Source organism: Xanthomonas sp. LF06-19 (genome assembly GCF_034105425.1).
GTDB lineage: Bacteria > Pseudomonadota > Gammaproteobacteria > Xanthomonadales > Xanthomonadaceae > Xanthomonas_A > Xanthomonas_A sontii.
Map to the genome: position 1 here is coordinate 20,400 of NZ_JAXGGH010000011.1, position 24,712 is coordinate 45,111.

Consider the following 24,712-nt stretch of genomic DNA (forward strand, 5'->3'; position numbering starts at 1 on the left):
CAATGAATGTGGATCGATTGTCCAAAAGCCTGTGGACAACTGCGCGGACGCCTTGCAGCGCAAGACACTAGACTATTGTGGCGAAAAAATCGCAGATGCGCACCCTCTGGACAAGAGTTCTTCACGCAAATCGCTCTTCAGCGTTGACCAAGAGGCTGGATAGTCAACTGCATCTTTGCAACATTTCAAAATCTCAAAGGTCGCGGTGCAACCAGTCTTTTTGCCAAAAGAACTCATGCAACTGACCATCGTTCCCCACGTACGCGATTCGAGGCGTGCCGTAGGCGTCCGTGTATCCGGCTGGATCGGAAGCGAGGGATACCGCGCCATCTACAAGACTCATGTCTTCCGACACCCATTGTCCGTCCACTAGCACAACACGATAGAGGTGATGATCGACTCCTTGGTACAGTAGGTTCGTACTGCCATTCATTAAGAATCCTGACGGCGAGCCAAGTGCCGGGACGAACCCAGGCATGTGCTCAAAGTCGGTGTCATGCCATCCAGTGCTCGCTGCGCTCAACATATGGAGCGCACCGTTGATGTCGCGATAGGTCACTCTAGCCGATCCTTCGGAGTCGACGAAAGCAGTTGGATCGGCTGCTGCCGGCACCGCCTCAGGCGTTGTTGTCATGTTCCACGCTTGCCAATTGCCATTCCAAAGGAACAGCTCAATGAGCTGATTTCCCACGCCTCGATAAACGACTCTATCGGCGCCGTCAGCTTGGTAGCCAATCGGGCTTCCCAAGGCTGCTGGAAGATTTGTCGCTTGTGTAGCGGTCGTAAGATCGCGCGTTGTCCAGCCTGTTGAAGTCAAGCGAACTTCGTGAACATGGCCGGAAACATCGCGAAAGTAAACGCGAGTCATGCCGTCGCTTGGCGTGTATGCACGTGGAGGACTGTAGGCATCTGCGAGGCCGAACGCTGCGCTCATGTCCCAGAGTTGCCAGGATGCGTTGGTGCGGAAAGCTTCGAAGATGTGACGGTTGCCGTCCAGAAAGTAGACTCTCTGCACTCCATTGGCATGTGTCGCCGAAGGGTCGGCTGTAGTCAGTTGGGTGCCAATTCTGTCCAGCATAGGCCCTTCTGGGCCTAGCTCTGCGGAGAAGTCCAACAGCTCGCCGGCATCGTTTCGGAAGACGATGAGTGGTTCTTCTCCTGCCAGGGTGGCAGGTGTTCCAGTCGCTTGGTGAGGTATCACGCTTGTGACGCGGATGTTGCCGACACTCATGCCGAGTTGACTGGGTGATGTGCCGGTGCAACTGCCTGCATTGGCTTTGCATGGGTCATAAACTTCGCCGTTCACATTGAGAAGCGTCAAGGCGTAGTCCAGCGGATTCAGCGAAAGCTTTTGATAGGCGCCGAAGGTACGGGCGACATCGTTTCGCATCAGTATCAGTTGGCTGGGGGATAGGCGGAAATGGACTCGCGCTGGCGCAAATGTCCCGGTTCGGAAATGCATCGAATCGGACATCCTGCTAATCCATCTTGGCGCATCCAGGCCTGCATTTACTAGAGGGAGGGTGGTCGTGCCGGTGTCGTCACGGATAGTGACTTCCTGCATTGCCCCGGTCATGTCGGGACCCGCGTATCCGACAGAAATACTGAAAGCGCATTTGTCGTCGCAGCGACCGCCTGTGTCCGTCACGATTGCTTGAAAATAGGCTTGTGAATGCGCTCCCCCGCTTGCGGAAACGTGCTCAATGCCCGTGTCAAATGCGACGTCCAAGACTTGTGCGATATTCGAGAATAGTCTCGCGTAAGGCGGTGATTGATACCAGCACCCTACATTCGTGGAAAGCGATCCATTGGCGAGCGGGGTGGGGTCATTTTGGGTGTTCATCCAAAAGCCTGCCCATCGACCGATCATCTGTTCTCCCGATTTGCCATAGGAGTCTAGGTGGGCCCGTTGTGTGCCTGCCAGATCGGCTGTAGCCAAGCCGGTGTACTCTGACATGCGCCAGTGAGTAATCGGGATCAGCGGTGATTTCGGCGACGAATGATCCTGTAGTGTGTAACGATTGCTTTCCGGAAACGCTATGTCGGTTACCACTAGGTCTATCGAGCTGCTATCGACATGCGGCTGGTAAAAAGGAAGTGTAAGGAAGCCCGGCGAGGTGGGTGATGTTGGATCCTGTCGTAGATTCAGGCATTGGATGCCGCTAACGCCACCATTGTTCTCCGCGTGCGCAGCGATCGGTCCAAGTAAGACTATTCCCAGGCAGATCCCTGATATGCGTTTAATGGCTGGCATTGGTGTGCTCAAGGCTTGAATTTGGGCCTGTCAGCAGTCTCAATTTCGCCCTGGCTTTGCAGCGCGGCTGTGGAGGCTGCCCGTATGGAGTGGTCTTAATGATCCTGAGCGCCGCTCTATATGTTTATTCGGCCATCGTGATCAAGAGGTAACAGCTTATTGTGCTGCCGATACGCGGCCGCGCAGCGAATTGCTCAGCGCCTCGGTGATCGTCACCTCGACGAACTGGCCGATCAGGCGCGGATGGCCGGGGAAGTTCACCGAGCGCATGTTCTCGGTCTTGCCGGTCAGCTCGGCCGGGTTCTTCTTCGACGGCCCTTCCACCAGCACGGTCTGCACGCTGCCGATCATGCTCTGCGAGATCTGCTGCGCATGCGCGTTGATGTGCGCCTGCAGCCGCGCCAGCCGCGCATGCTTGACCGCCTCGGGCGTGTCGTCTTCCAGGTCGGCGGCGGGCGTGCCCGGGCGCCGCGAATAGATGAAGGAAAAGCTCTGGTCGAAACCCACGTCCTCGATCAGCTTCATGGTCTTGTCGAAGTCGGCGTCGCTCTCGCCGGGGAAGCCGACGATGAAGTCGGAGCTGATCGAGATGTCCGGGCGTACCGCGCGCAGCTTGCGGATCTTCTGCTTGAACTCCAGCGCGGTGTAGCCGCGCTTCATCGCGCTGAGGATGCGGTCGCTGCCGGCCTGCACCGGCAGGTGCAGGTAGTTGGCCAGCTGCGGCACGTCGCGGTAGGCCTCCACCAGCGAGTCGCTGAATTCCAGCGGATGCGAGGTGGTGAAGCGGATGCGGCCGATGCCCTCGATCTGCGCGATGCTGCGGATCAGCAGGCCCAGGTCGGCGACCTGCGCTTCCTCGCCGGCCTCGGCGTCGGCGTAGGGGCCGCGGTAGGCGTTGACGTTCTGGCCGAGCAGGTTGATCTCGCGCACGCCCTGGGCGGCCAGTTGCGCCACTTCCACCAGCACGTCCTCGAACGGGCGGCTGATCTCCTCGCCGCGGGTGTAGGGCACCACGCAGAACGAGCAGTATTTGGAGCAGCCTTCCATGATCGACACGAAGGCCGAGGGGCCTTCGGCGCGCGGCTCCGGCAGGCGATCGAACTTCTCGACCTCGGGGAAGCTGATGTCCACCTGCGACTTGCCCGATTCGCGCCGCGCGCGGATCAGCTCCGGCAGCCGGTGCAGGGTCTGCGGGCCGAACACCAGGTCCACGTAGGGCGCGCGCTTGACGATCGCCTCGCCTTCCTGCGAGGCCACGCAGCCGCCGACGCCGATGATCACCGGCTTGCCGCCGGCCTTCAGCGCCTTCCAGCGGCCGAGCTGGCTGAACACCTTTTCCTGCGCCTTCTCGCGGATCGAGCAGGTGTTGACCAGGACCACGTCCGCTTCTTCGGGGTTGTCGGTCAGCTCCAGGCCTTCGGACGCGGCGAGCACGTCGGCCATCTTGGCCGAGTCGTACTCGTTCATCTGGCAACCGTGGGTCTTGATGTAGAGCTTGCCGCGCACCGGCGCGGGTGCGGCGGCGGTGCCGGCGGAGGGCAGGGGATGCAGGACGGTCCCGGGCATGGCGCTTAATCCAGGCGGGTGGAAAGGAAGCCGGCTAGTTTACCCCTGCCTGCGCGCCAGCGCAGGACGCTAGCCCGCTGCGGCATCCACCGCCAGCGCGCGCTGCACCGCCGGCCGCGCCGCCATGCGCGCGGCGTAGGCGCGGGTCGGCGCCGGCGGGTCGAGCAGGCCGAACGCCAGCATCCAGCCCAGCGCGCTGCCCCACAGCACGTCGGCGGCGCTGCAGCGCGCGCCGAGCAGGTAATCGCCGCGCGCCAGTTGCGCGTCCACCACCGCCAGCACGGTATCGCAGTCGGCATAGGGCGACATCGCCCGCGGTGGCGGCTCGCGCTTGAGCGCGCGGTCGACCAGGGCCGGCTCGAAGCAGGCGCCGTAGAACGCCAGCCAACGCAGGTAGGGGCCGCGCAGCGGGTCGCCGATCGGCGGTGCCAGCCCGGCCTCGGGATACAGGTCGGCCAGGTAGGGGTAGATCGCGCCCTGCTCGGTCACCACCGCGCCGGCGTGCACGATCGCCGGCACCTTGCCCATCGGGTTGATCGCCAGGTAGTCCGGCGCCAGTTGCGCCTGCCGGTCGAAGTCGATGCGCTCGATGGCGTAGTCGGCGCCCAGCTCCTCGAGCAGGATCAGCACGCCGCGCGAGCGCGAATGCGGGTTGTGGAACAGGGTGATGTGGCGGTCGCTGGTCATGGGCGGCTCCTGGCTGGTCGGTGCGAACACCCTAGACCCCATTGCGGACAGATCCTGTCCGCAATAGCGTGCGCCGATGTCATCGCCCGCCGCCCGCCTGTTGCGCCTGGTCGCCCTGCTGCAGACCCGCCGGCTGTGGTCCGGCGCCGAGCTGGCCGCGCGGCTCGGCGTGGACCGGCGCAGCCTGCGCCGCGACGTGGAGCGGCTGCGCGCGCTGGGCTACGCCGTGGAGGCCACGGCCGGGATCGGCGGCGGGTACCGGCTGGCGGCCGGCGCACAGATGCTGCCGCTGCTGTTCGAGGAGGACGAGGCGGTGGCGGTCGCGGTGGCATTACGCGCCGCCTGCGCCAGCATGGCCGGCCTGGAGGACACCGCGGTGCGGGTGCTGGCCAAGCTCGAACCGCTGCTGCCGACGCGGGTGCGCCAGCGCGCCGAGGCCTTGCAGAGCGCGACCCTGGCGCTGGGCCAGGACCCGCTACGGCCGGACACGCGGGTGCTGATCGGGGTCGCCAGCGCTTGCCGCGACCGGCGCCTGCTCGGTTTCGCCTACCGCGACCATTCCGGGCGCGCCAGCGAGCGGCTGGTCGAGCCCTTGCGCCTGGTCAACGCCGGCCGCCGCTGGTACCTGCTGGCCTGGGACCGCGATCGTGCCGACTGGCGCACCTTCCGCGCCGAACGCATCGTGCCGCCCTTGCAGCTCGGCGCGGCGGTGGCGTTGCGCCTGCCGCCGCAGGAACCGGCGGCCATGGTCGACGCGGCGATCCGCTACAGCCCGCAGGCGATGGGTTTCGCCCTCAGTGTGCGGCTGCGTGGCAGCGCCGCCGAGCTGGGGGCGCGCATTCCACTGTGGTGCGGCACCCTGCAGGACGAGGCCGACGGCCACTGCCGGCTGTCGCTGCTGGCCGACGCGGTGCCGTGGCTGGCGGCGCAATTGCTGACCATCGGCGTGCCGTTCGCCGGGCTGGAGGCCACGGCCGAGGTGCGGACGGCGCTGCGCGGGGTGCTGAACGCGTTGCTGGAGCAGGTGGCGGAGCCGGCACCGGTAGAGTAGGTGATACGGACGGGGAGGGCGCACTGGCCGCCCGGCGCTGCTCCGGCCCCGGGCGGTGCGGACTTGGCAAGCGGCGGGGAAGTTGGGACACTCGCCGCCATGAAGGGGATGCTGTGGCTCCTGGGGCTGGGACTCGCCACGTTGACGGCTGCGCCGGCCAGCGCCGGCACCCTGTACAAGTGCACCGGCAACGACGGCGTGCCCAGCTACGGCAGCAAGCGCGTGTCCGGCGCCAGTTGCAGTGTGATCGGCCGCTACACCCCCGACCGCCGCGCCGCGCGGACCGCCCCGGCGCCGGCGCCGGCCAGGGCCAGCACCGAGCGGCCGCCCAGCCGCGGCGTCATCGCCAGCGCCGGCACCGTGGCGCCGGCCACCCTGATCAGCGCGCCGGTCGCCGCCCCGGCCCCGGTGACCGCCAACGCCGTGCCCAACCGGGTCGCCCCGGTGTCGCCCAGCAGCAGTGGCGCGCCACGGCGTCTGGTCAGCGGTCAGCTGTATTCGTACATGAAGGACGGCGTGCGCCACTACACCAGTGCGCGTCCGACCCAGGTCGCCAATCTCGGCGCGGTGCGCACGATCCGCTACAGCTTCATGGAAACCTGCTATGCCTGCGCCAACCCGGGGGTCAACTTCGGTGCGGTGCGCCTGAACACCACCGCCTACCAGAGCGAGATCGCCGCCGCCGCGCGCGAGTACGGTGTCGACGAAGCGGTGGTGCGCGCCATCATCCACGCCGAGTCCGCTTACAACCCGACGGCCCTCAGCCGCGCCGGTGCGCAGGGGCTGATGCAGCTGATGCCGCCGACCGCGCGCCGCTTCGGCGTCAGCGATTCGTTTGATGCAGCGCAAAACATTCGCGGCGGCGTGCAGTACCTGGCGTGGCTGCTGAAGCGCTTCAACGGCAACCTCAGCCTGGCCGCGGCCGGCTACAACGCCGGCGAAGGCGCGGTAGACAAACACGGCGGGGTGCCGCCGTACAGCGAGACCCAACGCTATGTGCAGCGGGTGGGCGTGCTCGCCGAGCGCTACCGCGGCGTGCTGGCGACCGCGCATTGAGCCGTCGCCGCGGCCCGGCAGGAGGCGTTGCGCGTCCATTGTCGGCGCGTTAAGGGTTCCGCTACACTGCAGTGGATTCAGTGCGGCTCGACCCCCACCGAGCTGCTGGCAGCCTCACGCTACCCAATCACAGATCGGAGTGCCGGATGGCCAACGATGGGGTCAACGATTCTGTAAATGTAGGACGCCGCCGCTTTCTCACCGCCACCACGTCCGTCGTGGGCGCGGTTGGTGCGGGGTTCGTCGCGGTTCCTTTCATCAAGTCCTGGAATCCGAGCGCAAAGGCCAAGCTGGCCGGCGCGCCGGTCACCGCCGACATCAGCGCCCTGCAGGAAGGGCAGCGCCTGATCCTGGAATGGCGCGGCCAGCCGATCTGGATCGTCAAGCGCTCCAAGGCGATGCTCGATGCGTTGCCGTCGCTGGACAGCAGGCTCAAGGATCCGGAGTCCACCAACAAGGACCAGCAGCCGGACTACGTGCTGAAGAATCCGGAGTACCGCTCGATCAAGCCCGACGTCTCGGTGCTGGTCGGCCTGTGCACCCATCTGGGCTGCTCGCCGGAAATGGTCGCCGAGATCCGCCCCGAACCCTACGACCCCGACTGGAAGGGCGGCTATTTCTGCCCCTGCCACAAGTCGCGCTTCGACATGTCCGGCCGCGTGTTCCAGGGCGTGCCGGCGCCGATCAACCTGCTGGTGCCGCCGCACCACTACCAGGACGACAACACGCTGGTGATCGGCGTGGACCCGAGCGCGTCCGCGAAGGGAGGGGCGTAAGTCATGGCCGACAACATCCTCACCCGCACCGCGGGCAACGTGTTCGACTGGGTCAACGAGCGCGCTCCCGGGCTGATGCCGTTCTACCGCAAGCACGTCACCGAGTACTACGCGCCGAAGAACTTCAACCTCTGGTACTACTTCGGCTCGCTGGCGATGGTGGTGCTGGTCAACCAGATCGTCACCGGCATCTTCCTGACGATGCACTACAAGACCAGCGCGGCCGAGGCGTTCAACTCGGTCGAGTACATCATGCGCGACGTCGAGTGGGGCTGGCTGATCCGCTACATGCACTCCACCGGCGCCTCGCTGTTCTTCATCGTGGTGTACCTGCACATGTTCCGCGGGCTGATGTACGGCAGCTACAAGAAGCCGCGCGAGCTGGTGTGGATCCTGGGCATGCTGATCTACCTGGTGCTGATGGCCGAAGCCTTCATGGGCTACGTGCTGCCCTGGGGGCAGATGTCGTTCTGGGGCGCGAAGGTGATCATCTCGCTGTTCGGCGCCATCCCGGTGATCGGCAACGGCCTGACCGAGTGGATCATGGGCGATTATCTGCCGTCCGACGCCACCCTCAACCGCTTCTTCGCCCTGCACGTGATCGCCCTGCCGCTGGTGCTGCTGCTGCTGGTGGTGCTGCACCTGGGCGCGCTGCACGAGGTCGGTTCCAACAACCCCGACGGCGTGGAGATCAAGAAGGGGCCCAAGGGCAACCGCTGGAGCCCGATCAAGCCGGCCGACGGCATCCCGTTCCATCCGTACTACACGGTCAAGGACCTGGTCGGCGTCGGTTTCCTGCTGATGATCGGCGCCTTCATCATCTTCTTTGCGCCCGGCTTCGGCGGCCTGTTCCTGGAGCACGACAACTTCACCGAGGCCAACCGCCTGGTGACGCCGGAGCACATCAAGCCGGTCTGGTACTACACCCCGTACTACGCGATGTTGCGGGTGGTGCCGAACAAGCTCGGCGGCGTGCTGGTGATGTTCTCGGCCATCGCGATCCTGTTCCTGGTGCCGTGGCTGGATCGCGCCAAGGTCAAGTCGATCCGCTACCGCGGCTGGATCTCGCGGGTGATGCTGGGGATTCTTGCGGTGTGCTTCGTCTGGCTCGGCGTGATCGGTTCCGGCCCCGGCACCGAGATCATCGAGACCTACATCGGCCGCGTGCTGACCGTGCTGTATTTCGCCTTCTTCCTGACGATGCCGATATGGACCTCGCTGGATCGAACCAAGCCGGTGCCGGAGCGGGTGAGCAGCCATGACTAAGCGCCTGATCGCTGTGCTCGCCGGCGTCGCGTCGGCCTTGCTGCTGTCCGCCTCGGCCATGGCCGCCGAGGGTGCCGCCACCCTGCAGGCCGGCAACGACCTGGGTGACCGCGCCTCGCTGCAGCGCGGCGCCAAGCTGTTCATGAACTACTGTTCCGGCTGCCATTCGCTGAAGTACCTGCGCTACCAGCGCATGGCCGAGGATCTGGGCCTGAGCGAGGACGAGGTGATGCACAACCTCAACTTCACCGGCGCCAAGATCGGCGAACACATCGAGACGGCGATGCCGCACGATGCGGCGACCAAATGGTTCGGCAAGGCGCCGCCGGACCTGAGCCTGATCGCCCGCGTGCGCGGCACCGACTGGGTCTACACCTACCTCAAGTCGTTCTATCTCGACCAGTCGCGGCCGCTGGGCTGGAACAACAAGCTGTTCGCCAACGCCTCCATGCCCAATCCGCTGTGGGACCTGCAGGGCCTGCAGCAGCCGGTCTACGGCAAGGCCGAGCAGCCGGGCGTGGACAAGCCGGTGGAGCGGCTGCAACTGGCGACGCCGGGCAAGCAGAGCCCGGCCGAGTTCGACCAGACGGTGCGTGACATCAGCAATTTCCTCGAATACGCCGGCGAGCCGGCGGCGCTGAAGCGGCAGAACCTGGGCGTGTGGGTGGTGCTGTTCCTGGCGCTGCTGACCTTCCTGGCCTATCTGCTGAAGAAGGAATACTGGAAGGACGTGCATTGAGTCGCGGCCGTTTCGGCCGCGTCCCGGCTGCACCGTTGCTGAGCCGATCCCCTGTTCATCCTATTGGCTTTTGTGAGCGAGGGTTGCACACTCAGGGGCCGTGACGACCGTCCGCAATGTGCGGGCGGCGTCGATGCGGCCGGCGGATTCCGGCCGTCGGAGAGCCTTGAATGGCGGCGAGTTTGCGCATGCGAAATACCTTGACGTTGTTTTCCTCCACGGATGATGTCCTGTGCCACCGCGTCCGCCTGGTGCTCGCGGCCAAGGGCGTGACCTACGATTTCGTGGCGGTGGATCCGCAGAATCCGCCGGAAGACCTGATCGACCTGAATCCCTACCACTCGGTGCCGACCCTGGTCGAGCGCGAGCTGGTGCTGTACGCCGCCTCGGTGGTCAGCGAGTACCTGGACGAGCGCTATCCGCATCCGCCGCTGATGCCGGTCGATCCGCTTTCGCGCGCGCGCCTGCGCCTGGCGATGCTGCGCATCGAGCACGACTGGGTGCCGCAGGTGCAGGCGATCCAGCTCGGCAACAAGGCCCAGGCCGAAGCTGGGCGCAAGCGCCTGAAGGAGCTGCTGACCGCGTCGGTGCCGCTGTTCAAGGCCAGCAAGTTCTTCCTCAATCCGGAGATGAGCCTGGCCGACTGCGCGATGGCGCCGATCATCTGGCGCCTGCAGGCACTGGACATCCCGCTGCCGAAGGACGGCAAGGCGATCGAGGATTACGGCAACCGCATCTTCCGCAATCCGGGGTTCATCCGCAGCCTGACCGATCAGGAAAAGAAACTGCGCGACCTGCCGGCATGATGCTGTCCGCCGCGCCGTTTCCATTGTCTTCCGAGCTGTACCGGCATTGCGCGCCGGCACGTAGAATGGGCGCATGAGCGACGACACTTCCCGCATGACCAGCCATCGCCCGTACCTGCTGCGGGCGCTGGTGGAATGGATCAACGACAACGGCATGACCCCGCACATCCTGGTGGATGCGGGCCTGCCCGGCGTCCAGGTGCCGCCGAGCGCGGTCAAGGACGGGCGGGTGGTGCTGAACATCGCCGAGCGTGCGGTGGTGCGGCTGCAGATCGACAACGAGGGGGTCAGCTTCACCGCCCGCTTCGGTGGCGTCAGCTACCCGGTGCAGGTGCCGATGTCCGCGGTGCTGGCGGTCTATGCACGCGAAACCGGGCAGGGCATGGCGCTGCCGGACGACATCCACGGCGCCAGCGAGCCGCCGGGCGACGACACCCCGCCACCGCCGCGGCCGGGCGGTTCCGACGACGCCGGCAAGCGGCCGCGCCTGCGCGTGGTCAAGTAAGTCGTCGATGCGCGGCCTCGGTGGCTGCGCTTCACCCACCCAAGCGTTGGCGTTTTCGGTAATCGCGCGCCGCGCACCGCGTTGTTCCGTCGCAGGAGCGGCTTCAGCCGCGGCGGGCTTACCGGTAACGCCCATCGCGGCTGAAGCCGCTCCTGCATTCGCCGTCCATTCCATGTGGCATGCGCATCGCCCGCGCACTCAGCTTCGCTGTCGCCCGACACGACACGCCGCACGCCATCGGTATCGGTATCGGTATCGGTATCGGTGCGCGGCCGTGGTGCACGGCCGTGGTGCACGGCTCAGTCGCGCTGCGCGCGGGCTTCCTGCAGGCTGCTCACGCTGGCGACCGACGGCCCGGTGAAGGCGATCAACTGGTCGCCGAGCAGCACCAGGCGGCCGCTGTGGCGGTCGGTGCCGTCGTAGGAATAATCGAAGCGGAAGCTGCGCTCGAAGCCGAGCCAGCCGTTGGGCAGGCGCCGCAGGCGCAGGCCGGTGCCGTGCACGCTCTGGTCCAGCCACTGCACGTCGGCGGCCTTGCAGGCATTGCGGCCGAGGATTTCGGCGCGTTCGGCGGCGGCGCGCGAGGCGTTCCAGAACGCGAACACCGCCGCGCCGGCGATCATCAACAGGATCAGGCTGGGCATGGCGTCACTGTAGCGAGGTGCCGGTAGGCGGGCAATCTTGCTTGGGGCGGGGATTGGGGATTGGGGATTCGGGAATGGGGATTGGCAAGGGCCGCACCCTTGGTGGCGGCGCGCGCTGCTCGTAGATGTCTTGGAGCGAGGTGCAGCGGCTGACGGACGCCTCCGGTCCCCGCCATGGTCCTGAGCGAGGCACCTGCGTGCATTGATGACGCGCGGTGTGCGTCCACCGGACTCCCGGTGTTGAGAGGCGCCCTGGCGTTGCGATTGGACGAATACGCCTTAGCGCTGTGGCTGTGACTGCGGTTCGGTCTTGGGTGCCTGGTTGCCGGTGGGTACGGTGGGGTGCGGCGCTGCTGGTGTCGCGCTGGGTATGGGGGATGCCGCCGCCGGCGTGTTCGGGCCGGTGGGTGGTGCGGGCGGTGCCGGCGGGGCGGCGGGCGTGCCGGGGACCGCACTGGCCGCGGGCGCGGCTGGCGTCGTCATCGGCGCGGCGGCGGGATCGGTCGGGGCGGGCGGCAGCAGCACCTGCGCCTGCGGTTGCAGCTTCAGCAGGGCGGACCAGTCCTGGCGATTGAAGTCGCACAGTTCCTCGTGGCCGGGCGTGCATTCGAGCGCGGCGCCTTCGTCGTTCTGGTCCTGCGCCAGCGGCGCATCCAGTTGCAGGCGCCCGCTGCGGTCCAGCTTGAGCTTGCGCATGGTCACTGCGTTGAACACGTTGCCGCCGATCAGGTACAGGGTCTGGTCGCCGCCGACATTGGCTGCGACCACGATGTCGCAATGCGATTCCCACGGCAGCGGGCGGCCGCGCGCCAGCGCCTCGCGCAGGCCGGCGGTGCCGACCGGCTGCCGGCGTCCGCGCAGGAAGCACAGCAGATCGCCGGGGGCAGGCTTTTCCTGCTGCGGGTCGGCGAAGCGATAGGGCAGGCCGTCGGCGCCGGCCTGGTAGGCGGCGCGGATGTAGTCGATATGCCGGATCGAGGTGTGGAAGCCGGCCACGCCGGCGCGCACCATCACGTAGGACACGAAGGCTGCCGACCACGGGTTGTCGACGATGAAGGCGCGGCAGTCGTTCTCGCGGTAGCGCGACCCGTCCAACTGCTGGCAGCTCTCGGCACCGTCGAAGCGGCCCATTGCGCCCAGCGTGCCGCTGTCGCGCCAGTAGGTGGCGACGCGCTGCCAGGCTTCGATGCCGTCGTCGGCAAGGTCGGCGCGCTCGGCCTCGGTGACGCGCAGGCCGGCCAGGCGGCCGTCGCGATCGATGAACGGGCGCCACCACAGCCGGTGCTCGTTGCAGGCGGTGCGCACGATCGCCACCGCCGCCGGGGTCAGGCCGAAGCGCGGCGGCAGATCGCAGACTTCCGCGGCCGCGGCGCGGCCGGCGGGAAACAGGGCGGCGACACACAGCAGCGCGAACCAGGGGCGGAACATCGGCGGACTCGGTGGGGACGGGGAAGCGCGCAGCGTCGCAGAGCGGCGTTGGCGAGGCCGTGAAGTGTAGGGCGTGCCGCGCGATCCAGGCAGATCGCGCCGTGCTGGCTAGCGCGTTTGCCGGCGGATCAGGCACTTCGCGATTTGCCCTTGGGGGTGGTGGGACTCACCCAGCGGGGTGGAAACGATCAACGTCGCGACTGGGCCATGCGTGCGGACATGCACGCATGGGATGTATCCGCATTCGCCGCGGGTGTGGAATGGGCGCGCGGTCGCCTCGTCGCGGCTCTGGCCGCCTACTGCGGCGGCGTTCCGAGTTTCAGCGACAGATCCACGGCCTGCACATGCTTGGTGAGTGCGCCGATGGAGATGCAGTCGACGCCGTCCTGCGCGATCGCGCGCACCGCCTCCAGGTCGACGCCGCCGGAGACTTCCAGCGGAATCGCGCGATTGAACGGTGCGGCCGCGGCGATCGCCACCGCGTCGCGGCGCTGTTCCGCAGTGAAGTCGTCGATCAGGATGCGATCGCAGCCGGCCTGCAGCGCTTCGCGCAGTTGCTCCAGAGTTTCCACCTCGACCACCAGCGGCAGCGCCGGCCACTGCGCGCGCGCGGCGGCCACCGCCGCAGGCAGCGAACCGGCGGCGTGGATGTGGTTCTCCTTGAGCATCACCGTGTCGTACAGGCCGATGCGGTGGTTGCTGCCGCCGCCGCAGCGCACCGCGTACTTCTGCGCCAGGCGCAGGCCGGGTAGGGTCTTGCGCGTGTCCAGGATACGCGCGCCGGTGCCGGCGACCGCGGCCACGTAGGCGGCGGTGGCGGTGGCGGTGGCCGACAGGGTCTGCAGGAAGTTCAACGAGGCGCGCTCGGCGCTGACCAGGGCGCGACTGCGCCCGTGCAGCAACGCCAGCACCGTGCCGGCGGCCACGCGCTGGCCTTCGCTCACCTGCCAGTCGATGCGGACCTGCGGATCCAGCGCCTGGTGGCAGGCGTCGAACCAGGGGCGGCCGGCGATCACGGCGTCCTGCTTGCACAGCAGGTAGGCGCTGTCGGCGCGGTCGGGCAGCAGCGCGGCGGTGACGTCGCCGCTGCCGAGATCCTCGGCCAGCGCACGCGCGACGTCGGCGGCGATCAGCTCCGCGGCGGGCGCCTGCGGCGGCGCCATGTCGCGGCTCATTTGGCCGGGAAGTCGGCGAGCTGGGCGGTGCCGATGGCCTCTTCGGCCAGCAGCACCGGAATGCCGTCGTCGACGCGGAACACCTGCTTGCGGTCGCGGGTGATCAGGGCTTCGCGCAGCGGTTGCGCCTGCGCACTGCCATCGGCGCGCTGCACGCCGCCGGCGGCGATGGCGCGGTTCAATGCCTCCAGGCCGCGCGCCTCCAGCAGCGCCAGCGGTTGGCGGGTGTCGGGCGAGCACAGCAGGTCGAGCAGTTTGCGGTCCATCCGGTCTTCGTCTTGCGTGGAAGACGGCTAGAATACGTCTTTAAGGCAGGGGACGGCCATGACCTCCAAGCAAACCGCGCCGCTCGTCGGCATCGTGATGGGTTCCCGCTCCGACTGGGAGACCATGCAGCATGCGGCGCAGAAACTCGATGCGCTGGGTGTGCCCTATGAAGTGAAGGTGGTGTCGGCGCACCGCACCCCCGACGTGTTGTTCTCCTATGCCGAGCAAGCGTCTGGGCGCGGCCTGCGCGCGATCGTGGCCGGCGCTGGCGGCGCCGCGCACCTGCCGGGCATGCTCGCGGCCAAGACCGCAGTGCCGGTGCTGGGCGTGCCGGTGCAGTCCAAGGCGCTCAACGGCATGGACTCGCTGCTGTCGATCGTGCAGATGCCGGCGGGTATCCCGGTGGCCACCTTCGCGATCGGCAATGCCGGCGCGGCCAACGCCGCGCTGTTCGCCGCGGCGATGCTGGCCCACGATCACGCTGAGATCGGTGCCGCGCTGGGCGAGTTCCGTCAGCGCCAGACCGACGACGTGATGGCCAAGGACGATCCGCGCCAATGACCACCGTCGGCATCCTGGGAGCGGGGCAGTTGGCACGCATGATGGCGGTGGCCGGCGTGCCGCTGGGCCTGCGCTTCGCGCTGCTGGATCCGGCGGCCGATGCCTGCGCCGGGCAGATCGCGCCGCTGCGGGTCGGCGACTATGCCGACGAGACCGCGCTGGCCGCGTTCGCCGACGCGGTCGACGTGGCGACCTTCGATTTCGAGAACGTGCCTGCGGCCAGCGCCGGTTGGCTGGCCGGGCAGGTGCCGGTGTTCCCGAGCCCGGATGCGCTGGCCGTGGCGCAGGATCGCCTGGCCGAGAAGACCCTGTTCCGTGAACTCGGCATTCCCGTGCCGGCGTTCGCCGCGATCGACACCCGCGCCGATCTGGACGCGGCGCTGGCGCAGGTCGGCACGCCGTGCATCCTCAAGACCCGCCGGCTCGGCTACGACGGCAAGGGCCAGTTCCGCATCGCCTCCGCCGCCGACGCCGATGCGGCCTGGGCGGCGCTGGGCGCGCAGGCGGCCAGCGTCGGCCTGATCGCCGAGGCGTTCGTGCCGTTCCAGCGCGAGGTCAGCGTGGTGGCGGTGCGCGGCCGCGACGGCGAGTTCCGCACCTGGCCGCTGACCGAGAACTGGCATGTGCACGGCGTGCTGTCGGCCAGCCTGGCGCCGGCGCAGGCCGATGCCGCGCTTGAGCAGGCGGCGGTGGCGCATGCGCGTGCCCTGGCCGAACGCCTGCAGTACGTCGGCGTGTTCGCGCTGGAACTGTTCTGCCGCGACGGCGAACTGCTGGCCAACGAGATGGCCCCGCGCGTGCACAACTCCGGCCACTGGACCATCGAAGGCGCGGAGACCTCGCAGTTCGAGAACCACCTGCGCGCGGTACTGGGGCTGCCCTTGGGATCCACCCGCATGCGCGGCCACGCCTGCATGCTCAACTGGATCGGCGCGATGCCCGACGCCGCACCGGTCCTGGCGCAGCCCGGCGGGCATTGGCACGACTACGGCAAGCAGCCGCGCGAAGGCCGCAAGGTCGGCCACGCCACCCTGCGCGAGGACACGCCGGAGGCGCTGGCGCTGGCCCTGCAGACCGTGGGCGCGCAACTGCAGCGCGAGGCCCAGGTCGCCCCGGTGATCGCCGCGTTGCGCGGCGAGCGCTGAACCAGCAGCAGGAGCGCCCAGGCCACGCCTGGGCCAGGAACCGGCAGCCACGGCCGCCGCTCCTGCGAATCTCCAATCCCGACTCCCCAATCCCCGCTCACCGCAGATTGGACGCCGCGAACTCCCAATTGACCAGTTTCCAGAACGCCTGCAGATAGCGCGCGCGGTCGCCGGGATGGTCGATGTAGTAAGCGTGTTCCCAGACGTCGCAGCCGAGCAGCGGCGTGTCGTCGCCGGTCAGCGGGGTGCCGGCGTTGGCGGTGCTGACCACGGCCAGGTTGCCGTCGGGACGCTGCACCAGCCAGACCCAGCCCGAACCGAACAGCGCCAGGGCCATGCGCTCGAACTCGGCCTTGAACCGCGCCACGTCGCCGAAACTCCTGGTCAGGCGCTCGCCGAGCGCGCCGCCCGGTTCGCCGCCGCCGCGCGGGCGCAGGCCGCGCCAGTAGAACTCGTGATTCCAGACCTCGGCCGCCTCCTGGAACAGCCGGCCCTGCGCGCGCCGCAGCAGGTCCGGCAGCGCCAGCTCGGCCAGGTCGCTGCCGGCGAGCCGAGCATTGAGCCGTTCCACCAACGCGCGCTGGTGCTGGCCGTGGTGCTGTTCCACCGCGGCGGCGGACAGGTGCGGGGCCAGCGCCGCGGCGGCGTAGGGCAGGGGAGCGAGTTCGATGGGCATGGATCCTCTGGCGGTTTCGGGCGCGCGTCGCGGTACTGCCGCGCGCAGGGCTTACACTATGCGGCTACGCGAGAGTCTAGCCGACCGCCAAGGTCGTTCTTTCGCCCCAGCAGGAGAGAACCCGCATGCAGGTGATGGAGCGCATCCAGGCCGACGTCGAACGCCATCCCATCGTGTTGTTCATGAAGGGCACGCCGCAGTACCCGATGTGCGGCTTTTCCAGCCGCGCGTTGCAGGCGTTGCTGGCCGCCGGCGCCGACCGCCTGCACACCGTCAACGTGCTCGACGAGCCGGAGATTCGTGCCAATCTGCCGCGCTATTCGAACTGGCCGACGTTCCCGCAGCTGTTCATCCATGGCGAGCTGATCGGTGGCTGCGACATCACCATGGAGCTGTTCGAGTCCGGCGAGTTGCAGCGCATCGTGACCGAGGCCTACCAGTCGTGAGTGCGCCTGCGTCGCCGCAGGCCGGCGCGCTGGCGCAGCGGGTGGTCCTGGTCAGCGGCGCCGCCGGCGGGCTCGGCAGCGCTGCGGCGCTGGCCTGCGCCCAGGCGGGGGCCACCGTGGTCCTGCTCGGGCACAAGCCGGCACGCTTGAACCGCGTCTACGACGCGATCGCCGCGGTCGGCGCCGCGCCGCTGCTGTACCCGCTGGACCTGCTCGGCGCCACTCCGCCGGACTACGCGACCCTGGCCGAGCGCCTGCAGGGCGAGCTCGGCCGCCTGGACGGGCTGCTGCACTGCGCCGCCGACTTTGCCGGGCTGACCCCGTTCGAGCATGCCGATCCGGCCCAGTTCGCGCGCGCGATCCACGTCAACCTGACCGCCGCGGCCTGGCTGACCCAGGCCTGCCTGCCGTTGCTGCGACAGGCCGAGGATGCCGCGATCGTGTTCGCGGTGGACGATCCGGCGCGGGTCGGCCAGGCCTACTGGGGCGGCTACGGCGCGGCCCAGCACGGCCGCCGCGGCCTGCTGGCGAGCCTGCACGGCGAGCTGGCCGCCTCGCGCGTGCGCGTGTCCGGCCTGCAGCCGGGGCCGATGCGCACCGCCTTGCGCGCCCGCGCCTACACCCATCAAGAAGACCGCGACGCGGTCGATCCGGCGCGCTACGCCGGCGCCTGCGTCGACCTGCTGTCGCCCGCCGGCGCCGCGTACCGCGGCGCAATCTGGAATCCCCTGGCATGACCATCCTGTCGGCAGCGCTGCTGCTGTTCCTGATCCTCGACCCGCTGGGCAACATCCCGGTGTTCCTCAGCGTGCTCAAGCCGCTGCCGGCGCGGCGCCAGCGCGTCGTGCTGGCGCGCGAACTGCTGATCGCGCTGGGCGTGCTGATGGGCTTCCTGTGGGGCGGCAAGTACGCGCTGGAAGTGATGCACCTGCGCCAGGAGTCGGTGGCGATCGCCGGTGGCATCGTGCTGTTCCTGATCGGCATCCGCATGATCTTCCCGCGCCCGGAAGGGCTGATGGGCGAGATTCCCGACGGCGAGCCGTTCATCGTGCCGCTGGCCATCCCGCTGGTCGCCGGCCCTTCCGGCATGGCCGCGGTGATGCTGATGGGCAGCAACGAGCCGACCCGGCTGGGCGAGTGGAGCCTGGCGCTGATCCTGGCCTGGCTGGCGACCTCGGCCCTGCTGTTCTCCGGCACGCTGCTGTACAAGCTGCTCGGCATGCGCGTGCTGACCGCGGTCGAGCGGCTGATGGGCATGCTGCTGGTGGCGATCTCGGTGCAGATGTTCCTGGACGGGCTCAGCGCCTATCTGAAGCTGCCGGTCGCCGGCTGAGGTTGCATCGCGGCCGAGTCGGGGGCGCCGTGGGGACGGCGCTGGCCCCGGGCGGGCCTCGCTTCGAGCACGCCAGGCTGCTTGCTGCGGCCCCTTCAGGCGGCACGGGGAGGGGGGGGGCGTGGCCGGCGGCGGTCCCGGGCGGCCTTCCGTGCCTGTCCCGGCGTTGTCGCCGAAGCCCGCCAGGACTGGGATCGACGTCTTCTGATGTCCGCTTGTGCCGCGCTGTCACGGTTTGGCAACAAATTGGCCCTATGGTGTTAAACTCATGTTAACCCTTGCGGGGAATCGGCAAGGGTGACCAGCCCCCTCATTCCGCGGTCGTGCGTCCGTACCCCGCACGGCCTGCCATGCGCATTTCGTCAAACTCCATCGAGGCTATTGCAATGATTCAACCCCGTCTGCGGATGTCCAAGCTCACTCTGGGCCTCGTTGCGGCGCTGGCCGCGGCGCCGGTGTTCGCCCAGAGCACCTCCGCCGGTGTCGGCGGTGTGGTGACCCACGGCGGCCAGCCGGTCGCCGGCGCCGAGGTGACCATCACCCACGTCGAGTCGGGCACGGTCAGCCGCGCCACCACCGATGCCGCCGGTCGCTACAACGCGCGCGGCCTGCGCGTCGGCGGTCCGTACAGCATCACCATCACCAAGTCGGGTGACGGCACCAAGACTGAAGACGGCGTGTACCTGAGCGTCAACCAGAACGCCACCATCAACGCCGACCTGACCGGCGACATGGCCGCGCCGACCACGCTGGAGACGGTCAACGCGGTCGCCATCGCCTCCGGCTCGGAAGTGTTCAGCGCCACCAAGACGGGCTCGGGCACCAACATCGGTCGCGAGCAGATCGAAGCGCTGCCGTCGATCAACGGCAACATCCAGGACTACATGCGTCTGGATCCGCGCGTGGCCTTCGTCGATCGCGCCTCGGGCACGATCAGCGCCGGCGGCCTGAATCCGCGCTACAACTCGATCAACATCGACGGCGTCTCGGCCAGCGACACCTTCGGCCTGGAAGGCAACAACATGACCACCCGGCGTCAGCCGGTGTCGATGGAAGCGATCGAAGCCATCGACGTCAACCTGTCCAACTACGACGTCAGCATCGCCAGCGCCGCCGGCGCCACCGTCAACGCGGTGACCAAGTCCGGTACCAACGAGTTCCACGGTTCGGTGTACGGCAGCTATCGCGATGGCGACTGGTTCGGCGACAACCCGGACGGCAGCAAGTTCAACGGCTTCACCAAGGAGAAGACCTACGGCGCGACCTTCGGCGGCCCGATCGTCAAGGACAAGCTGTTCTTCTTCGCCAACTACGAGAAGTTCCAGCAGGATGCGCCGGGCGTCGACCTGGGCAGCACCGCGCTGGGCAAGGCCAACGCCAAGTACGGCATGGCCGACGTGACCCGTGCCCAGCAGATCGCCAAGAACTACGGCTTCGATGCCGGCGGCCTGGACAGCGACGGCAACACCGACCTGAAGGAATACGCGCTCAAGCTGGACTGGAACATCAGCGACAACCACCGCGCCAGCTTCCGCTACAGCAAGCTCGACCAGAGCAAGCTGCGCATCAACGGCGCCGGCAGTTCCACCCAGGCCTCGCTGAGCTCGTACTGGTACCAGCACGAGAAGTCGGTCGAGAGCTACGTCGGCCAGTTGTTCAGCGACTGGTCCGAGAACTTCTCCACCGAGTTCAAGGTGTCCTACCGCGACTATTCCGCGATCCGCGTGGTGCCGACCAATGCGCCCAGCATCGCCGTGTACTTCGATGGTTCGGCAGCGAAACCAAGTGGCGACGTGCTGTTCCTGGGCACCGAGACCAACTCGCAGGGCAACATCCTCACCACCAAGACCTGGAACTACTACGGTGCGGGCACCCTGACGCTGGACAACCACAACCTGAAGTTCGGCGTCGACTACAGCACCAACGACATCTACAATTTGTACGGTGCCAACACCTGGGGCGTGTACACCTTCTTCGGCCTGGACAACTTCGCCAGCGGCCGCTGGAGCACGTACCAGCTCAGCCAGGAGCGTAGCCCGGGTTCGATCGCCGCCAACTACAAGAACAGCAACCTTGGCCTGTTCGTGCAGGACACCTGGTACGTCAACAACAACCTGACCCTGACCCTGGGCCTGCGCGGCGATCGCGCGAGCGTGAGCCCGGATCCGACCTACAACGCCGCGGCGCAGGCCTACTTCGGCTACGACAACAGCAAGATCTTCAACGGCGATTTCCTGATCCAGCCGCGCGTCGGCTTCAACTACACCTTCGACACCGACCGTCCGACCCAGCTGCGCGGTGGCGTGGGCCTGTTCCAGGGCGATGCGCCGCAGGTGTGGATCGGCAACAGCTACTCCAACACCGGCTTCAACTACAACGCTTATAGCCTGACCACGTACGATCCGACGGTGCCGTTCAGCGCCAACAAGGATACCCAGCCGGTCCCGAATCGTCCCGGTTCGGCGACCCAGAGCGTGAGCTTCGTCGGCAACGATTTCAAGCTGCCGTCGCTGTACAAGGCGAATCTGGCGCTGGATCATGAACTGCCTTGGTACGGGATCGTCGCCTCGGCCGAACTGCTGGTGACCAAAGTCAAGGACGGGTTTTATTACAAAAACCTGAACATTGGTCGTGTCGGTACTCCGGGTCAGGATCCGGTTCCGGCCTACACTGGTCCTGATGGTCGTGCGCTTTACTGGAACCCGGCTCGCACAGGGCGAGCTTGGGCAAAAGGAGATGAGCGTTTCTTTGCTAATCCTGCCTACAGTAGCGACGTCTACCTGATCGACAACACCGACAAGGGCAAGACCCAGCAGTTCACTGTGTCGCTGTCCAAGCCGTTCAGCGAAGGCGGCGACTGGTCCTGGACCCTGGGCTACACCTACACCCACGCCACCGAAGTCGGTCCCCTGACCAGTTCCACCGCCAGATCGGGCTGGGGCTACCAGTACGCCTTCAATGCCAACTCGGAAACCGAGAACACCTCGCGCTACGAGATCAAGGACCGGATCTCCGGCTCGCTGGACTGGAAGCACATGTTCTTCGGCGACTACGAGACCCGCGTGGGCCTGGTCTACGAAGGCCGCAGCGGCCGTCCGTACAGCTACGTGTTCAACGGCGACGCCAACGGCGATGGCCGTTCGACCAACGACCTGTTCTACGTGCCGAAGGGGCCGGGCGACGTGCTGTTCGGTACGCTGAGCAACACCGGTGCGTTCACCGCCAACCCGGCGCTGCAGCAGCAGTTCTTCGACTGGCTGGCCAAGAACCCGCAGCTGGCCAAGTACGCCGGCAGCTACGCCCCGGCCAACGGCTTCCGTTCCGGCTGGATCAACACCTTCGACGTGCGCATCACCCAGCAGCTGCCGGGCTTCTTCAAGGGCCACAAGTCCGAAATCTGGCTGGATATCCAGAACGTGGGCAACCTGTTGAACAAGAAGTGGGGCCGGATCGAAGACTACGGCTTCTACGCCGATGCTCGCGTCGCTAACCTGCAGGGCATCTACCAGGGCAAGTACGTGTACAACACCCTGTACACCGACCAGCCGACGGCCGCCAATGCCGACGCCGACGGCTTCAACATCGGTGTGTCGCAGTGGTCCATGCAGTTGGGCTTCCGCTATCAGTTCTGATCGCGGCGCACGCTAGCTGAAGCGTTGGAAACGGCCGGGGCGACCCGGCCGTTTTCTTTTTATGGGGGCTGACGTTAAAGTCGCCGGCTGACGACACCGACAAGACATTCGATATGACGACCAGCAATACGGCGGCGCGCGCGCTGCCGGTAGTGGATGCGCGGATCTACCCGCGCGGCGGCCTGGACATCCTCTCGCGCGTGGAAGTGGCGCGCTTGCGCGATGCCTCCAGCGGCGGTCTGCACGAACTGCTGCGGCGCTGCGCGCTGGCGGTGCTGACCAGCGGCAGCGCCTCGGACGATCCGCGCGCGGCGCGCGATCTGTATCCCGACTTCGACATCCAGGTGGTGCAGCGCGACCGTGGCGTGCGCATCGACCTGCTCAATGCGCCGGCGATGGCCTTCGTCGACGGCGAGATCATCAATGGCGTGGCCGAGCTGCTGTTCGCCGTGGTCCGCGACCTGGCCTACATGGCCATCGAGCTGGGCCCCGAATCCAGCACCGACCTGCAGTCCAGCGAAGGCATCACCAATGCGGTGTTCGGCCAGTTGCGTAATGCGCGCATCCTGCAGCCGACCGATCCCAAGCTGGTGGTGTGCTGGGGCGGCCATTCGATCTCGCGCGACGAGTACCTGTACACCAAGCAGGTCGGCTACGAGCTTGGCCTGCGCGGGCTGGACATCTGCACCGGTTGCGGCCCGGGCGCGATGAAGGGGCCGATGAAGGGCGCCACCATCGCCCATGCCAAGCAGCGCAAGCACGACAACCGCTACATCGGCGTGACCGAGCCGGGCATCATCGCCGCCGAGTCGCCGAACCCGATCGTCAACCACCTGGTGATCATGCCGGACATCGAGAAGCGCCTGGAGGCCTTCGTCCGCATCGGCCACGGCATCATCGTGTTCCCCGGCGGTGTCGGCACCGCCGAGGAGATCCTGTATCTGCTCGGCATCCTGCTGCGCGAGGAGAACCGCGACCTGCCGTTCCCGCTGATCCTCACCGGCCCGACCATCGCCGCGCCGTATTTCGAGCAGATCGACCGCTTCCTGCGCCTGACCCTGGGCGAAGTGGCCACCTCGCGCTACGAGATCGTGGTCGGCGATCCGGTGGCGGTGGCGCGCAAGATGGCCGCCGGCATCCAGCACGTGCGCACGCACCGCAAGGAGCAGAAGGACGCGTTCTACTTCAACTGGTCGGTGGACATCCCGCTGGAGTATCAGCGTCCGTTCGAGCCGACCCACGAGGCGATGGCCGCGCTGGATCTGCACCATGGCCGTCCGCCGCATGCGCTGGCCGCGGACCTGCGTCGCGCCTTCTCCGGCATCGTCGCCGGCAACGTCAAGGAAGACGGCATGCGCCGGATCGAGCAGCATGGCCCGTTCGAGATCCACGGCGATGCGGACATGATGCAGGCCCTGGACGAGTTGCTGCGCGCCTTCGTCGAACAGCGCCGCATGAAGATCTCCGGCGAGTATCGGCCCTGCTACCGGGTCGTCACTTGATGCGAAGCGGGCGCCAACGGCGTGTGCTCGGAGCGACTTTGGCCTGGAGCGGGATGTCGATGGTCACCGTATAGCGTTCGTCGCAATCATCGATGTGCAGGTGCGAGCAGGGGTGCACGTCCGAGATCCTCCTGCGGATCGAGGACTGCCCGATGCCATGACCGCGGCTGTCCGGCCGTACTTGGCGCGGCAGCGTATCGTTGCTGACCGCGATCCGCACTCCGTCGGCGTACCGGGCGATCTCAATGACCACCTTGCTGGCTGCGGTGCGTGGTTCCACACCATGCCGGATGGCGTTCTCCACCAACGCTTGCAGGCAGAGCGTCGGCAGGCGCAGCGATGGCAGCGCAGGCTCGATGCGCCACTCCATGTCGAGCCTTGGGCCCAGCCGCAACTGCTCGATCGCCAAGTAGCGGCGTGCGAGCTCGATCTCTTCCTCAAGTGGCATTTCGTGTTGGCCCTGGAGGCTCGCTCGGAACAGATCGGCCAGGTCGAGCAGCAGTCGCTCAGTTGCATCGGGCTGCCTGTGCACGAGCGCCGCGCCCACGTTGAGGGTGTTGAACAGGAAATGCGGGTGCGTACGCGCCTGTAGTGCCTCCAGCTCGGCGCGCAGGGCGCGCACCGACAGCGCCTGGACACGCAGATGGTTGCGGATTGCCACCAGGCCTAGCAGCCCGGCGATGAAGGCGATGCCCATCGTATTCAGGATCCCTGGCAAGGCGCCGGCCAGGGAGGGGTAGGGGGCCACGCTGCCGAACAGCAGCATGAAGCAGATCTGCGCCAGTCCGGTCGAGGCGACCATCGTCAGCAGCGCGACGCCGAGCTGCACGCCGACGGGCCATCTTTGCAGCCATCGCCGCCCCAGATGCATGGCAAGCAGTGTGAATAGCGCGACCCATTGGATCAGTAGCGAGGCGATGCCGAATACAATCAGCCGCTCGCCCGCGTTTCCAGGTGCCAGCGCAAGGATGCACGCGAGGGCCTCGCCGGTGATCCATATTCCGATGATCACTGCCGGCTGTTGCAGTCCCTCCAATAAGGACGGCGCATAGGGTTCTGACTGTGGCATCGTGTGATAGAAGCAGGTCGAGTCCTTCATCATGCCACTCGTGCGGCGCATCATGCCGCTTGTCGCCAAGTGTTTGCCGGCCTTCGGTCGCACCATCTACGGTGGCGAGGGTAATGGAGGGGAAGGGG

At 67.1% G+C, this 24,712-nt stretch carries 23 protein-coding genes; 14 read left to right on the plus strand and 9 right to left on the minus strand.

Features of this window, described 5'->3' with window-relative positions:
• Positions 1-193 precede the first annotated feature (193 nt).
• From SLW55_RS18720 to SLW55_RS18730, 3 genes are all read right to left on the minus strand, one after another.
• Positions 194-2,254, minus strand: coding sequence for a hypothetical protein (locus SLW55_RS18720; RefSeq protein ID WP_320745540.1), 2,061 nt, complete (start codon positions 2,252-2,254; stop codon positions 194-196).
• A gap of 156 nt (positions 2,255-2,410) precedes the next feature.
• Positions 2,411-3,820, minus strand: coding sequence for a tRNA (N6-isopentenyl adenosine(37)-C2)-methylthiotransferase MiaB (gene miaB / locus SLW55_RS18725; RefSeq protein ID WP_320745541.1), 1,410 nt, complete (start codon positions 3,818-3,820; stop codon positions 2,411-2,413).
• 69 nt (positions 3,821-3,889) lie between these two features.
• The gene (locus tag SLW55_RS18730) at positions 3,890-4,507 is read right to left on the minus strand and encodes a glutathione S-transferase (protein WP_152236425.1); all 618 of its coding nucleotides are present in this window, start codon (positions 4,505-4,507) and stop codon (positions 3,890-3,892) included.
• Positions 4,508-4,583: 76 nt separating this feature from the next.
• Here SLW55_RS18730 and SLW55_RS18735 point away from each other — a divergent pair, with 76 nt between their 5' ends.
• The 7 genes from SLW55_RS18735 to SLW55_RS18765 all read left to right on the plus strand — a co-directional run bounded on the left by SLW55_RS18735 (position 4,584) and on the right by SLW55_RS18765 (position 10,706).
• Positions 4,584-5,558 (plus strand): WYL domain-containing protein, encoded by a 975-nt coding sequence (locus SLW55_RS18735; RefSeq protein WP_320745542.1) that lies wholly within the window; start codon positions 4,584-4,586, stop codon positions 5,556-5,558.
• 99 nt (positions 5,559-5,657) lie between these two features.
• On the plus strand, positions 5,658-6,614 hold the full coding sequence (locus SLW55_RS18740) for a lytic transglycosylase domain-containing protein (protein ID WP_152240071.1): 957 nt from the start codon (positions 5,658-5,660) through the stop codon (positions 6,612-6,614).
• A 146-nt stretch (positions 6,615-6,760) separates the two neighbouring features.
• A complete protein-coding gene (gene petA / locus SLW55_RS18745) occupies positions 6,761-7,390 on the plus strand; it encodes a ubiquinol-cytochrome c reductase iron-sulfur subunit (RefSeq protein WP_026143542.1) in 630 nt (209 codons plus the stop codon).
• 3 nt (positions 7,391-7,393) lie between these two features.
• Positions 7,394-8,656, plus strand: a complete 1,263-nt coding sequence (locus SLW55_RS18750; protein ID WP_152236428.1) for a cytochrome bc complex cytochrome b subunit — start codon at positions 7,394-7,396, stop codon at positions 8,654-8,656.
• Entirely contained in the window at positions 8,649-9,395 is a 747-nt protein-coding gene (locus tag SLW55_RS18755; protein ID WP_026143541.1) for a cytochrome c1, read from the plus strand. Before SLW55_RS18750 ends, SLW55_RS18755 begins: the two co-directional genes overlap by 8 nt.
• Positions 9,396-9,565: 170 nt before the next feature.
• Complete coding sequence (locus tag SLW55_RS18760; RefSeq protein ID WP_010342124.1) at positions 9,566-10,201, plus strand: glutathione S-transferase N-terminal domain-containing protein; 636 nt, start codon at positions 9,566-9,568, stop codon at positions 10,199-10,201.
• A 73-nt stretch (positions 10,202-10,274) separates the two neighbouring features.
• Positions 10,275-10,706 (plus strand): ClpXP protease specificity-enhancing factor, encoded by a 432-nt coding sequence (locus SLW55_RS18765; RefSeq protein WP_152236429.1) that lies wholly within the window; start codon positions 10,275-10,277, stop codon positions 10,704-10,706.
• 299 nt (positions 10,707-11,005) lie between these two features.
• Here SLW55_RS18765 and SLW55_RS18770 read toward each other — a convergent pair whose 3' ends face one another.
• The 4 genes from SLW55_RS18770 to SLW55_RS18785 form a co-directional block, all read right to left on the minus strand.
• Positions 11,006-11,350: a DUF3301 domain-containing protein gene (locus SLW55_RS18770; RefSeq protein WP_017908204.1), complete on the minus strand. Its 345-nt coding sequence runs from the start codon at positions 11,348-11,350 to the stop codon at positions 11,006-11,008.
• A gap of 279 nt (positions 11,351-11,629) precedes the next feature.
• Positions 11,630-12,778, minus strand: coding sequence for a DUF2272 domain-containing protein (locus SLW55_RS18775; RefSeq protein ID WP_320745543.1), 1,149 nt, complete (start codon positions 12,776-12,778; stop codon positions 11,630-11,632).
• A 296-nt stretch (positions 12,779-13,074) separates the two neighbouring features.
• Positions 13,075-13,953 (minus strand): carboxylating nicotinate-nucleotide diphosphorylase, encoded by an 879-nt coding sequence (gene nadC, locus SLW55_RS18780; protein WP_152182725.1) that lies wholly within the window; start codon positions 13,951-13,953, stop codon positions 13,075-13,077.
• The gene (locus SLW55_RS18785) at positions 13,950-14,219 is read right to left on the minus strand and encodes a Trm112 family protein (RefSeq protein ID WP_010342118.1); all 270 of its coding nucleotides are present in this window, start codon (positions 14,217-14,219) and stop codon (positions 13,950-13,952) included. Before SLW55_RS18785 ends, nadC begins: the two co-directional genes overlap by 4 nt.
• A 58-nt stretch (positions 14,220-14,277) precedes the next feature.
• Here SLW55_RS18785 and purE point away from each other — a divergent pair, with 58 nt between their 5' ends.
• Both purE and SLW55_RS18795 read left to right on the plus strand, forming a co-directional pair.
• Positions 14,278-14,781, plus strand: a complete 504-nt coding sequence (gene purE / locus SLW55_RS18790; protein ID WP_152182726.1) for a 5-(carboxyamino)imidazole ribonucleotide mutase — start codon at positions 14,278-14,280, stop codon at positions 14,779-14,781.
• Positions 14,778-15,926: a 5-(carboxyamino)imidazole ribonucleotide synthase gene (locus SLW55_RS18795; protein ID WP_152235956.1), complete on the plus strand. Its 1,149-nt coding sequence runs from the start codon at positions 14,778-14,780 to the stop codon at positions 15,924-15,926. The genes purE and SLW55_RS18795 overlap by 4 nt, the downstream gene beginning before the upstream one ends.
• Positions 15,927-16,023: 97 nt before the next feature.
• On the opposite strand, the gene SLW55_RS18800 is transcribed toward SLW55_RS18795, so the two are convergent.
• Positions 16,024-16,602 carry a Fe-Mn family superoxide dismutase gene (locus tag SLW55_RS18800; RefSeq protein ID WP_152182728.1) on the minus strand — a complete coding sequence of 193 codons (579 nt, stop codon included), beginning with the start codon at positions 16,600-16,602 and terminating at the stop codon, positions 16,024-16,026.
• A gap of 125 nt (positions 16,603-16,727) precedes the next feature.
• Here SLW55_RS18800 and grxD point away from each other — a divergent pair, with 125 nt between their 5' ends.
• The 5 genes from grxD (at position 16,728) to ppnN (ending at position 23,515) form a co-directional block, all read left to right on the plus strand.
• On the plus strand, positions 16,728-17,048 hold the full coding sequence (gene grxD, locus SLW55_RS18805; RefSeq protein ID WP_010342114.1) for a Grx4 family monothiol glutaredoxin: 321 nt from the start codon (positions 16,728-16,730) through the stop codon (positions 17,046-17,048).
• Positions 17,045-17,785 (plus strand): SDR family NAD(P)-dependent oxidoreductase, encoded by a 741-nt coding sequence (locus SLW55_RS18810; RefSeq protein WP_150409470.1) that lies wholly within the window; start codon positions 17,045-17,047, stop codon positions 17,783-17,785. Before grxD ends, SLW55_RS18810 begins: the two co-directional genes overlap by 4 nt.
• Entirely contained in the window at positions 17,782-18,381 is a 600-nt protein-coding gene (locus SLW55_RS18815; protein ID WP_017907241.1) for a MarC family protein, read from the plus strand. Before SLW55_RS18810 ends, SLW55_RS18815 begins: the two co-directional genes overlap by 4 nt.
• Before the next feature lie 407 nt (positions 18,382-18,788).
• A complete protein-coding gene (locus SLW55_RS18820; RefSeq protein ID WP_267092471.1) occupies positions 18,789-22,013 on the plus strand; it encodes a TonB-dependent receptor in 3,225 nt (1,074 codons plus the stop codon).
• Positions 22,014-22,126: 113 nt separating this feature from the next.
• On the plus strand, positions 22,127-23,515 hold the full coding sequence (ppnN, locus tag SLW55_RS18825; protein WP_152182731.1) for a nucleotide 5'-monophosphate nucleosidase PpnN: 1,389 nt from the start codon (positions 22,127-22,129) through the stop codon (positions 23,513-23,515).
• Here ppnN and SLW55_RS18830 read toward each other — a convergent pair.
• On the minus strand, positions 23,508-24,614 hold the full coding sequence (locus SLW55_RS18830; RefSeq protein WP_193314145.1) for a histidine kinase: 1,107 nt from the start codon (positions 24,612-24,614) through the stop codon (positions 23,508-23,510). The two genes, ppnN and SLW55_RS18830, sit on opposite strands and share 8 nt — an antisense overlap.
• Positions 24,615-24,712: the final 98 nt, after the last annotated feature.